The sequence below is a fragment of the Enterobacter cloacae complex sp. IR5418 genome, from assembly GCF_049238105.1.
Lineage (GTDB): Bacteria > Pseudomonadota > Gammaproteobacteria > Enterobacterales > Enterobacteriaceae > Enterobacter > Enterobacter hormaechei.
The window spans coordinates 16,609-29,125 of the sequence record NZ_JBMKHS010000039.1 but is presented as its reverse complement, the minus strand read 5'-3'; the positions used below and the strand labels follow the sequence as shown (position 1 = coordinate 29,125).

At 52.4% G+C, this 12,517-nt stretch carries 8 protein-coding genes and 1 pseudogene; all 9 read left to right on the top strand.

What is annotated here, in order from left to right; all coding sequences use genetic code 11:
- Window positions 1–180, top strand: a pseudogene (gene tuf / locus ACOTX7_RS20815) (elongation factor Tu); the annotation flags it as partial.
- A 227-nt stretch (window positions 181–407) separates the two neighbouring features.
- Window positions 408–791 carry a preprotein translocase subunit SecE gene (gene secE, locus ACOTX7_RS20810; protein ID WP_003862342.1) on the top strand — a complete coding sequence of 128 codons (384 nt, stop codon included), beginning with the start codon at window positions 408–410 and terminating at the stop codon, window positions 789–791.
- 1 nt (window position 792) lies between these two features.
- Window positions 793–1,338, top strand: a complete 546-nt coding sequence (gene nusG, locus ACOTX7_RS20805) for a transcription termination/antitermination protein NusG (protein WP_003862341.1) — start codon at window positions 793–795, stop codon at window positions 1,336–1,338.
- Window positions 1,339–1,494: 156 nt separating this feature from the next.
- Window positions 1,495–1,923 carry a 50S ribosomal protein L11 gene (rplK, locus tag ACOTX7_RS20800; RefSeq protein WP_003862340.1) on the top strand — a complete coding sequence of 143 codons (429 nt, stop codon included), beginning with the start codon at window positions 1,495–1,497 and terminating at the stop codon, window positions 1,921–1,923.
- 3 nt (window positions 1,924–1,926) lie between these two features.
- Window positions 1,927–2,631, top strand: a complete 705-nt coding sequence (gene rplA, locus ACOTX7_RS20795; RefSeq protein ID WP_006810530.1) for a 50S ribosomal protein L1 — start codon at window positions 1,927–1,929, stop codon at window positions 2,629–2,631.
- A gap of 289 nt (window positions 2,632–2,920) precedes the next feature.
- Window positions 2,921–3,418: a 50S ribosomal protein L10 gene (gene rplJ / locus ACOTX7_RS20790; RefSeq protein ID WP_003862338.1), complete on the top strand. Its 498-nt coding sequence runs from the start codon at window positions 2,921–2,923 to the stop codon at window positions 3,416–3,418.
- Between the two features lie 66 nt (window positions 3,419–3,484).
- Window positions 3,485–3,850, top strand: a complete 366-nt coding sequence (rplL, locus tag ACOTX7_RS20785) for a 50S ribosomal protein L7/L12 (RefSeq protein WP_002445276.1) — start codon at window positions 3,485–3,487, stop codon at window positions 3,848–3,850.
- A 319-nt stretch (window positions 3,851–4,169) separates the two neighbouring features.
- Window positions 4,170–8,198 (top strand): DNA-directed RNA polymerase subunit beta, encoded by a 4,029-nt coding sequence (rpoB, locus tag ACOTX7_RS20780; protein WP_032673707.1) that lies wholly within the window; start codon window positions 4,170–4,172, stop codon window positions 8,196–8,198.
- A gap of 76 nt (window positions 8,199–8,274) precedes the next feature.
- On the top strand, window positions 8,275–12,498 hold the full coding sequence (gene rpoC / locus ACOTX7_RS20775; RefSeq protein WP_006810528.1) for a DNA-directed RNA polymerase subunit beta': 4,224 nt from the start codon (window positions 8,275–8,277) through the stop codon (window positions 12,496–12,498).
- Window positions 12,499–12,517: the final 19 nt, after the last annotated feature.

Here is a 12,517-nt window from a genome sequence, read left to right as displayed (position 1 = left end):
ACTGACGTGACCGGTACCATCGAACTGCCAGAAGGCGTAGAGATGGTAATGCCAGGCGACAACATCAAGATGGTTGTGACGCTGATCCACCCAATCGCGATGGACGACGGTCTGCGTTTCGCAATCCGTGAAGGCGGCCGTACCGTTGGCGCGGGCGTTGTTGCTAAAGTTCTCGGCTAATCGCTGATAACATTTGACGCAATGCGCAATAAAAGGGCATCATTTGATGCCCTTTTTGCACGCTTTCACATCAGAACCTGGCTCATCAGTGATTAATTTTGTCATAATCATTGCTGAGACAGGCTCTGCGGAGAGCGTATAATACGAAAAGCGAATAGCATTTCGATTGGTTTGCCTCGCACTCGCGGGGTGAAAATGTTTGTAGAATACTTCTGACAGGTTGGTTTATGAGTGCGAATACCGAAGCTCAAGGGAGCGGGCGCGGCCTGGAAGCGATGAAATGGGTAGTTGTAGCCGTGCTGCTGATTGTGGCGATTGTTGGCAACTATCTTTATCGTGACATGATGCTGCCGCTACGCGCGCTTGCAGTGGTAATTCTGATTGCTGCGGCGGGTGGTGTCGCGCTGTTGACGACGAAAGGCAAAGCGACCGTTGCGTTTGCCCGCGAAGCGCGTACCGAAGTCCGCAAGGTCATTTGGCCGACTCGCCAGGAAACATTGCACACCACGCTGATTGTAGCGGCGGTTACCGCTGTAATGTCACTGATCCTGTGGGGACTGGATGGTATTCTGGTTCGCCTGGTATCCTTTATCACTGGCCTGAGGTTCTGAGATGTCTGAAGCCCCTAAAAAGCGCTGGTACGTCGTTCAGGCGTTTTCCGGTTTTGAAGGCCGCGTAGCTACGTCGCTGCGTGAGCATATCAAATTACACAATATGGAAGAGTTGTTTGGCGAAGTTATGGTTCCGACCGAAGAAGTGGTTGAGATCCGTGGCGGCCAACGTCGCAAAAGCGAGCGTAAATTCTTCCCGGGTTACGTGCTGGTTCAGATGGTGATGAACGACGCGAGCTGGCACCTGGTGCGCAGCGTACCACGCGTGATGGGCTTTATCGGCGGCACATCCGATCGTCCGGCGCCAATCAGCGACAAAGAAGTTGATGCGATTATGAACCGCCTCCAGCAGGTTGGTGATAAACCGCGTCCGAAAACGCTGTTTGAACCGGGTGAGATGGTTCGTGTTAATGACGGTCCGTTTGCTGACTTTAATGGCGTCGTCGAAGAAGTGGACTACGAGAAGTCCCGCCTGAAAGTTTCCGTTTCTATCTTTGGTCGTGCGACCCCGGTAGAGCTGGACTTTGCTCAGGTAGAAAAAGCCTAAGCAGCGATCAAAAAAGCGACGATTTAATCGTTGCACAGGGCGCGAGATTGGAATACAATTTCGCGCCTTTTGTTTTTATGGGTCCCGACCCGTAAAACGAATTTTATTCACGGGGAGCCTCTCCGAGGCGTTATTACCCAATCAGAGGATTTTAGAATGGCTAAGAAAGTACAAGCCTACGTCAAGCTGCAAGTTGCAGCAGGTATGGCGAACCCAAGTCCACCAGTTGGTCCAGCTCTGGGTCAGCAGGGTGTGAACATCATGGAATTCTGTAAAGCGTTTAACGCCAAAACCGAATCCATGGAAAAAGGTCTGCCAATCCCAGTTGTAATCACTGTTTACGCTGACCGCTCTTTCACTTTCGTTACCAAAACCCCTCCAGCAGCAGTTCTGCTGAAGAAAGCAGCGGGCATCAAGTCTGGTTCCGGTAAGCCGAACAAAGACAAAGTGGGTAAAATTTCCCGCGCTCAGTTGCAGGAAATCGCGCAGACCAAAGCTGCCGACATGACTGGTTCCGACATTGAAGCGATGACTCGCTCCATCGAAGGTACTGCACGTTCCATGGGCCTGGTAGTGGAGGACTAAGAAATGGCTAAACTGACCAAGCGCATGTCCGTGATCCGTGACAAAGTTGATGCGACCAAACAGTACGACATCAACGAAGCTATCGCTCTGCTGAAAGAACTGGCAACTGCTAAGTTCGTTGAAAGCGTTGACGTTGCCGTTAACCTGGGCATCGACGCTCGTAAATCCGATCAGAACGTTCGTGGCGCAACTGTACTGCCACACGGTACTGGCCGTTCCGTACGCGTAGCTGTATTTGCTCAGGGTGCAAACGCTGAAGCTGCTAAAGCTGCCGGCGCTGAACTGGTAGGTATGGAAGATCTGGCTGATCAGATCAAGAAAGGCGAAATGAACTTTGACGTTGTTATTGCTTCTCCAGATGCAATGCGCGTTGTTGGCCAGCTGGGCCAGGTTCTGGGTCCACGCGGCCTGATGCCAAACCCGAAAGTGGGTACTGTAACCCCTAACGTTGCTGAAGCGGTTAAGAACGCTAAAGCAGGTCAGGTTCGTTATCGTAACGACAAAAACGGCATCATCCACACCACCATCGGTAAAGTGGACTTTGACGCTGACAAACTGAAAGAAAACCTGGAAGCTCTGCTGGTTGCGCTGAAAAAAGCTAAACCAACTCAGGCGAAAGGCGTGTACATCAAGAAAGTTAGCATCTCCACCACCATGGGTGCAGGTGTTGCAGTTGACCAGGCTGGCCTGAGCGCTGCTGCAAACTAATGCCTTTACGTGGGCGGTGATTTTGTCTACAATCTTACCCCCACGTTTGCTAACAAAAGTTAGCGGCTAAAAGAATTGTTCGTTGGAGCCTGGCCTATCCAGGCCTCCGTCGAAGACCGCAGGTGTTTCGCAAGAAACTTAATCCCCTGCGTAGACGGTGACAGAACGCTAAGATTATTTTAAATACTCTGGCTTGTTTCTGCTCACCGTATTAAGACGCTCTTCCCGTTGGGTCGAGTGAAGTGAGTTCCGGAACATGAGTTCCGGCAAACATCCAGGAGCAAAGCTAATGGCTTTAAATCTTCAAGACAAACAAGCGATTGTTGCTGAAGTCAGCGAAGTAGCCAAAGGCGCGCTGTCTGCAGTAGTTGCGGATTCCCGTGGCGTTACTGTAGACAAAATGACTGAACTGCGTAAAGCAGGTCGTGAAGCTGGCGTATACATGCGTGTTGTTCGTAACACCCTGCTGCGTCGCGTAGTTGAAGGTACTCAGTTCGAGTGCCTGAAAGACACGTTTGTTGGTCCGACCCTGATTGCATACTCTATGGAACACCCGGGCGCTGCTGCTCGTCTGTTCAAAGAGTTCGCGAAAGCGAATGCAAAATTTGAGGTCAAAGCTGCAGCCTTTGAAGGTGAGTTGATCCCGGCATCGCAAATCGATCGCCTGGCAACCCTGCCGACCTACGAAGAAGCAATTGCACGCCTGATGGCAACCATGAAAGAAGCTGCGGCTGGCAAACTGGTTCGCACTCTGGCTGCTGTACGCGATGCGAAAGAAGCTGCTTAATCGCAGTTATCTTTATAAAGCATTTGCTTACGTATAAACTTATTCTGATTTTCAGGAACAATTTAAATGTCTATCACTAAAGATCAAATCATTGAAGCAGTAGCAGCTATGTCCGTAATGGACGTTGTAGAGCTGGTTTCTGCAATGGAAGAAAAATTCGGTGTTTCTGCTGCTGCTGCTGTAGCTGTAGCTGCGGGCCCGGCTGAAGCTGCTGAAGAAAAAACTGAATTCGACGTAATTCTGAAAGCTGCTGGCGCGAACAAAGTTGCTGTAATCAAAGCAGTACGTGGCGCAACTGGCCTGGGTCTGAAAGAAGCGAAAGACCTGGTAGAATCTGCTCCAGCTGCGCTGAAAGAAGGCGTGAGCAAAGACGACGCAGAAGCACTGAAAAAATCTCTGGAAGAAGCTGGCGCTGAAGTTGAAGTTAAATAAGCCAACTTTTCTGGTTGCAGCCTAAGCAATTAGGCTGATGGCTGGTGACTTTTTAGTCACCAGCCTTTTTGCGCTGTAAGGCATCAGCAGCATTTCACACTGTTTGACTGCTGGTTGTCCTGACAATGCTTGTTTCTATCGACGACTTAATATACTGCGACAGGGTGCTCGCTCTGTGTAAATCGCAATGAAATGGTTTAAGCGTGATAGCAACAGGTATTGCGGAAAGTATTCAATTTTCCGGTCCACAAAATGGTGTTGCACAAACTGTCCCTTCGTCGGACAGATGGGTCGACTTGTCAGCGAGCTGAGGAACCCTATGGTTTACTCCTATACCGAGAAAAAACGTATTCGTAAGGATTTTGGTAAACGTCCACAAGTTCTGGACATTCCATATCTCCTTTCTATCCAGCTTGACTCGTTCCAGAAGTTTATCGAGCAAGATCCTGAAGGGCAGTACGGCCTGGAAGCAGCCTTCCGTTCCGTGTTCCCGATTCAGAGCTACAGCGGTAATTCCGAGTTGCAATACGTCAGCTACCGCCTTGGCGAACCGGTGTTTGACGTTCAGGAATGTCAGATCCGTGGCGTGACCTATTCCGCACCGCTGCGCGTAAAACTGCGTCTGGTGATCTACGAGCGCGAAGCGCCGGAAGGCACCGTAAAAGACATTAAAGAACAAGAAGTCTACATGGGTGAAATTCCACTCATGACGGACAACGGTACTTTCGTTATCAACGGTACTGAGCGTGTTATCGTTTCCCAGCTGCACCGTAGCCCGGGCGTCTTCTTTGACAGCGATAAAGGTAAAACGCACTCTTCCGGTAAAGTACTGTATAACGCACGCATCATTCCTTACCGTGGTTCATGGCTGGACTTCGAATTCGATCCAAAAGACAACCTGTTTGTCCGTATCGACCGTCGTCGTAAACTGCCTGCAACCATCATTCTGCGTGCACTGAACTACACCACTGAGCAGATCCTGGACCTGTTCTTTGAGAAAGTGATCTTTGAAATCCGCGACAACAAGTTGCAGATGGAGTTGGTGCCGGAACGTCTGCGTGGTGAGACCGCATCGTTCGACATCGAAGCCAACGGCAAAGTGTATGTGGAAAAAGGTCGCCGTATTACCGCGCGCCACATCCGTCAGCTGGAAAAAGATGATATCAAACACATCGAAGTTCCGGTTGAATACATTGCAGGAAAAGTAGCCGCGAAAGATTACGTTGATGAATCAACTGGCGAGCTGATCTGCCCGGCTAACATGGAGCTGAGCCTGGATCTGCTGGCTAAGCTGAGCCAGTCTGGCCACAAACGTATCGAAACGCTGTTCACCAACGATCTGGACCACGGCCCGTACATCTCTGAGACTGTACGCGTCGACCCAACCAACGATCGTCTGAGCGCGCTGGTCGAAATCTACCGCATGATGCGTCCTGGTGAGCCACCAACTCGCGAAGCGGCTGAAAGCCTGTTCGAGAACCTGTTCTTCTCCGAAGACCGCTACGATCTGTCCGCGGTTGGTCGTATGAAGTTCAACCGTTCTCTGCTGCGCGACGAAATCGAAGGTTCCGGTATCCTGAGCAAAGACGACATCATTGAAGTGATGAAGAAGCTCATCGATATCCGTAACGGTAAAGGCGAAGTGGACGATATCGACCACCTCGGCAACCGTCGTATCCGTTCCGTAGGCGAAATGGCGGAAAACCAGTTCCGCGTTGGCCTGGTACGTGTAGAGCGTGCGGTGAAAGAGCGTCTGTCTCTGGGCGATCTGGATACCCTGATGCCTCAGGATATGATCAACGCCAAGCCGATTTCAGCGGCAGTGAAAGAGTTCTTCGGTTCCAGCCAGCTGTCTCAGTTCATGGACCAGAACAACCCGCTGTCTGAGATTACGCACAAACGTCGTATCTCCGCACTCGGCCCAGGCGGTCTGACCCGTGAACGTGCAGGCTTTGAAGTTCGAGACGTACACCCGACTCACTACGGTCGCGTATGTCCAATCGAAACGCCTGAAGGTCCAAACATCGGTCTGATCAACTCCCTGTCCGTGTACGCACAGACGAACGAATACGGTTTCCTTGAGACCCCGTATCGTAAAGTGACCGACGGTGTGGTTACCGACGAAATTCATTACCTGTCTGCTATCGAAGAAGGCAACTACGTTATCGCTCAGGCGAACTCCAACCTGGATGACGAAGGCCACTTTGTAGAAGATCTGGTTACCTGCCGTAGCAAAGGCGAATCCAGCTTGTTCAGCCGCGACCAGGTTGACTACATGGACGTATCCACCCAGCAGGTGGTATCCGTCGGTGCGTCCCTGATCCCGTTCCTGGAACACGATGACGCCAACCGTGCATTGATGGGTGCGAACATGCAACGTCAGGCCGTTCCAACTCTGCGTGCTGATAAGCCGCTGGTTGGTACCGGTATGGAACGTGCTGTTGCCGTTGACTCCGGTGTTACGGCAGTGGCTAAGCGTGGCGGTACCGTACAGTACGTCGACGCATCCCGTATCGTTATCAAAGTTAACGAAGACGAGATGTATCCGGGCGAAGCGGGTATCGACATCTACAACCTGACCAAATACACCCGTTCTAACCAGAACACCTGTATCAACCAGATGCCTTGCGTATCTCTGGGTGAGCCAGTTGAGCGCGGCGACGTGCTGGCAGACGGTCCGTCCACCGACCTCGGTGAACTGGCGCTCGGTCAGAACATGCGCGTAGCGTTCATGCCGTGGAACGGTTACAACTTCGAAGACTCCATCCTCGTCTCCGAGCGTGTGGTTCAGGAAGATCGTTTCACCACCATCCACATTCAGGAACTGGCCTGTGTGTCCCGTGACACCAAGCTGGGGCCAGAGGAGATCACTGCCGACATCCCTAACGTGGGTGAAGCTGCGCTCTCCAAGCTGGATGAATCCGGTATTGTTTACATCGGTGCGGAAGTGACCGGCGGTGACATTCTGGTTGGTAAGGTTACGCCGAAAGGTGAAACCCAGCTGACGCCAGAAGAGAAACTGCTGCGTGCAATCTTCGGTGAGAAAGCGTCTGACGTTAAAGACTCTTCTCTGCGCGTACCAAACGGTGTTTCCGGTACGGTTATCGACGTTCAGGTCTTCACTCGTGATGGCGTTGAGAAAGATAAGCGTGCGCTGGAAATCGAAGAGATGCAGCTCAAACAGGCTAAGAAAGACCTGTCTGAAGAACTGCAAATCCTCGAAGCAGGTCTGTTCAGCCGTATCTATGCGGTGCTGGTTGCCGGTGGCGTTGAAGCTGAGAAGCTCGACAAACTGCCACGCGATCGCTGGCTGGAACTGGGCCTGACCGACGAAGAGAAACAGAATCAGCTGGAACAACTGGCTGAGCAGTATGACGAACTGAAACACGAGTTCGAGAAAAAACTCGAAGCGAAACGCCGCAAAATCACTCAGGGCGACGATCTGGCACCAGGCGTGCTTAAGATTGTTAAGGTGTATCTGGCTGTTAAACGTCAGATCCAGCCTGGTGATAAGATGGCAGGTCGTCACGGTAACAAGGGTGTTATCTCTAAGATCAACCCGATCGAAGATATGCCGCACGATGCTAACGGTACGCCGGTAGATATCGTACTGAACCCACTGGGCGTACCGTCTCGTATGAACATCGGTCAGATTCTGGAAACCCACCTGGGTATGGCTGCAAAAGGTATCGGCGACAAGATCAACGCCATGCTGAAACAGCAGCAGGAAGTCGCGAAACTGCGCGAGTTCATCCAGCGTGCCTACGATCTGGGTACCGACGTTCGTCAGAAAGTCGACCTGAACACCTTCAGCGATGAAGAAGTGCTGCGTCTGGCAGAGAACCTGCGCAAAGGTATGCCAATTGCAACGCCGGTATTCGACGGTGCAAAAGAAGCTGAAATCAAAGAGCTGCTGCAACTGGGTGGTCTGCCAACGTCTGGTCAGATTACGCTGTTTGACGGCCGTACCGGTGAACAGTTCGAGCGTCCGGTAACCGTAGGTTACATGTACATGCTGAAACTGAACCACCTGGTCGACGACAAGATGCACGCTCGTTCTACCGGTTCTTACAGCCTGGTTACTCAGCAGCCGCTGGGTGGTAAGGCTCAGTTCGGTGGTCAGCGCTTCGGGGAGATGGAAGTGTGGGCGCTGGAAGCATACGGCGCAGCATACACCTTGCAGGAAATGCTCACCGTTAAGTCTGATGACGTGAACGGTCGTACTAAGATGTATAAGAACATCGTAGACGGCAACCATCAGATGGAACCGGGCATGCCAGAATCCTTCAACGTACTGTTGAAAGAGATTCGTTCGCTGGGTATCAACATCGAACTGGAAGACGAGTAATTCTCGCTCAAACAGGTCACTGCTGTCGGGTTAACGCCCGACAGCAGAGTGTGCTAACTCCGACGGGAGCAAATCCGTGAAAGACTTATTAAAGTTTCTGAAAGCGCAAACTAAAACCGAAGAGTTTGATGCGATCAAAATTGCTCTGGCTTCGCCAGACATGATCCGTTCATGGTCTTTCGGTGAAGTTAAAAAGCCGGAAACCATTAACTACCGTACGTTCAAACCTGAGCGTGACGGCCTTTTCTGTGCGCGTATTTTTGGGCCAGTAAAAGATTACGAGTGCCTGTGCGGTAAGTACAAGCGCCTGAAACACCGTGGTGTGATCTGTGAGAAGTGCGGCGTTGAAGTGACCCAGACCAAAGTACGCCGTGAGCGTATGGGCCACATCGAGCTGGCGTCTCCGACCGCTCACATCTGGTTCCTGAAATCGCTGCCGTCCCGTATCGGCCTGCTGCTGGATATGCCGCTGCGCGATATCGAACGTGTTCTGTACTTCGAATCTTATGTGGTTATCGAAGGCGGGATGACGAATCTGGAACGTAACCAGATCCTGACCGAAGAACAGTATCTGGACGCGCTGGAAGAGTTCGGTGACGAATTTGACGCGAAGATGGGTGCGGAAGCTATCCAGGCCCTGCTGAAGAGCATGGATCTGGAGCAAGAGTGTGAAACGCTGCGCGAAGAGCTGAACGAAACCAACTCCGAAACCAAGCGTAAAAAGCTGACCAAGCGTATCAAACTGCTGGAAGCGTTCGTTCAGTCTGGTAACAAACCAGAGTGGATGATCCTGACCGTTCTGCCGGTTCTGCCGCCAGATCTGCGTCCGCTGGTTCCGCTGGATGGTGGTCGTTTCGCAACGTCCGATCTGAACGATCTGTACCGTCGCGTGATCAACCGTAACAACCGTCTGAAACGTCTGCTGGATCTGGCTGCGCCGGACATCATCGTACGCAACGAAAAACGTATGCTTCAGGAAGCAGTCGATGCCCTGTTGGATAACGGTCGTCGTGGTCGTGCGATCACCGGTTCTAACAAACGTCCTCTGAAATCTTTGGCCGACATGATCAAAGGTAAGCAGGGTCGTTTCCGTCAGAACCTGCTCGGTAAGCGTGTTGACTACTCCGGTCGTTCTGTTATCACCGTAGGTCCATACCTGCGTCTGCATCAGTGCGGTCTGCCGAAGAAAATGGCACTGGAGCTGTTCAAACCGTTCATCTACGGCAAGCTGGAACTGCGTGGCCTGGCCACCACCATCAAAGCTGCGAAGAAAATGGTTGAGCGTGAAGAAGCTGTCGTTTGGGATATCCTGGACGAAGTGATCCGCGAACACCCGGTACTGCTGAACCGTGCACCAACCCTGCACCGTCTGGGTATCCAGGCCTTTGAGCCAGTACTGATCGAAGGTAAAGCTATCCAGCTGCACCCGCTGGTTTGTGCGGCCTATAACGCCGACTTCGATGGTGACCAGATGGCTGTTCACGTACCGCTGACGCTGGAAGCCCAGCTCGAAGCGCGTGCGCTGATGATGTCTACCAACAACATCCTGTCTCCAGCGAACGGTGAACCTATCATCGTTCCTTCTCAGGACGTTGTATTGGGTCTGTACTACATGACCCGTGACTGTGTTAACGCCAAAGGCGAAGGCATGGTGCTGACTGGCCCTAAAGAAGCGGAGCGTATTTATCGCGCTGGCCTGGCCTCTCTGCATGCGCGCGTTAAAGTGCGTATCACCGAATACGAAAAAGATGAAAACGGCGAATTCGTTGCGCACACCAGCCTGAAAGACACGACCGTTGGTCGTGCGATTCTGTGGATGATCGTACCGAAAGGTCTGCCTTTCTCCATCGTTAACCAGGCGCTGGGCAAGAAAGCGATCTCCAAAATGCTGAACACCTGTTACCGCATTCTGGGTCTGAAGCCGACCGTTATCTTCGCTGACCAGACAATGTACACCGGCTTTGCTTATGCAGCGCGTTCAGGTGCATCTGTTGGTATTGATGACATGGTCATCCCAGAGAAGAAACACGAGATCATCTCTGAAGCGGAAGCTGAAGTTGCTGAGATCCAGGAGCAGTTCCAGTCTGGTCTGGTAACCGCAGGCGAACGTTACAACAAAGTTATCGATATCTGGGCTGCGGCGAACGATCGTGTATCTAAAGCGATGATGGATAACCTGCAAACCGAAACCGTGATTAACCGTGACGGCGTCGAAGAGCAGCAGGTCTCCTTCAACAGCATCTACATGATGGCCGACTCCGGTGCGCGTGGTTCTGCGGCACAGATTCGTCAGCTGGCAGGTATGCGTGGTCTGATGGCGAAGCCAGATGGCTCCATCATCGAAACGCCAATCACCGCGAACTTCCGTGAAGGTCTGAACGTACTCCAGTACTTCATCTCCACGCACGGTGCGCGTAAAGGTCTGGCGGATACCGCACTGAAAACAGCGAACTCCGGTTATCTGACGCGTCGTCTGGTTGACGTTGCGCAGGATCTGGTTGTTACCGAAGACGATTGTGGCACCCTCGAAGGTATCACCATGACCCCGGTTATCGAGGGTGGTGATGTTAAAGAGCCGCTGCGCGATCGCGTACTGGGTCGTGTGACCGCGGAAGACATTCTGAAGCCGGGCACCGCAGACATTCTGGTTCCACGCAATACGCTGCTGCACGAACAGTGGTGTGACCTGCTGGAAGCGAACTCTGTTGACTCCGTGAAAGTGCGTTCCGTTGTATCCTGTGACACCGACTTTGGTGTGTGTGCGCACTGCTACGGTCGTGACCTGGCGCGTGGCCACATCATCAACAAAGGTGAGGCTATCGGCGTTATCGCGGCACAGTCCATCGGTGAGCCGGGTACACAGCTGACGATGCGTACGTTCCACATCGGTGGTGCGGCATCTCGTGCGGCTGCTGAATCCAGCATCCAGGTGAAAAACAAAGGTAGCATCAAGCTCAGCAACGCGAAGTCTGTTGTTAACTCCGCAGGCAAGCTGGTTGTGACCTCTCGTAACACCGAGCTGAAGCTGATCGACGAATTCGGTCGTACCAAAGAGAGCTATAAAGTGCCTTACGGTGCAGTTATGGCGAAAGGTGATGGCGAGCAGGTTGCCGGCGGTGAAACCGTTGCAAACTGGGATCCACACACCATGCCGGTTATCACCGAAGTAAGTGGTTTCATCCGCTTTACTGACATGATTGACGGCCAGACCATTACTCGTCAGACCGACGAGCTGACCGGTCTGTCTTCTCTGGTGGTTCTGGATTCTGCTGAACGAACTACCGGTGGTAAAGATCTGCGTCCTGCACTGAAAATCGTTGATGCTCAGGGTAACGACGTTCTGATCCCAGGCACCGATATGCCTGCGCAGTACTTCCTGCCGGGTAAAGCGATTGTTCAGCTGGAAGATGGCGTACAGATCAGCTCTGGTGACACCCTGGCGCGTATTCCTCAGGAATCCGGCGGTACCAAGGACATCACCGGTGGTCTGCCACGCGTTGCTGACCTGTTCGAAGCACGTCGTCCGAAAGAGCCTGCGATCCTGGCTGAAATCAGCGGTATCATCTCCTTCGGTAAAGAGACCAAAGGTAAGCGCCGTCTGGTTATCACGCCAGTAGATGGCAGCGAGCCGTACGAAGAGATGATTCCTAAGTGGCGTCAGCTCAACGTGTTCGAAGGTGAACGCGTGGAACGTGGTGACGTGGTTTCCGACGGTCCAGAAGCGCCGCACGACATCCTGCGTCTGCGTGGTGTACATGCTGTTACCCGTTACATTGTTAACGAAGTACAGGACGTATACCGTCTGCAAGGCGTTAAGATTAACGATAAACACATTGAAGTTATCGTTCGTCAGATGCTGCGTAAAGCAACCATCGAAAACGCGGGCAGCTCCGACTTCCTGGAAGGCGAGCAGGTTGAATACTCACGCGTTAAGATCGCTAACCGCGATCTGGAAGCGAACGGCAAAATCGGTGCGACCTTCGCACGCGATCTGCTGGGTATCACCAAAGCGTCTCTGGCAACCGAATCCTTCATCTCCGCAGCATCGTTCCAGGAAACGACTCGTGTCCTGACCGAAGCCGCTGTTGCAGGTAAACGTGATGAACTGCGCGGTCTGAAAGAGAACGTTATCGTGGGTCGTCTGATCCCGGCTGGTACCGGTTATGCGTACCACCAGGATCGTATGCGTCGTCGCGCAGCGGGCGAACTGCCAGCTGCACCGCAGGTTACTGCTGAAGATGCATCCGCGAGCCTGGCAGAACTGCTGAACGCAGGTCTGGGCGGTTCCGACAACGAGTAATCGTTGATGCCGTAAATAA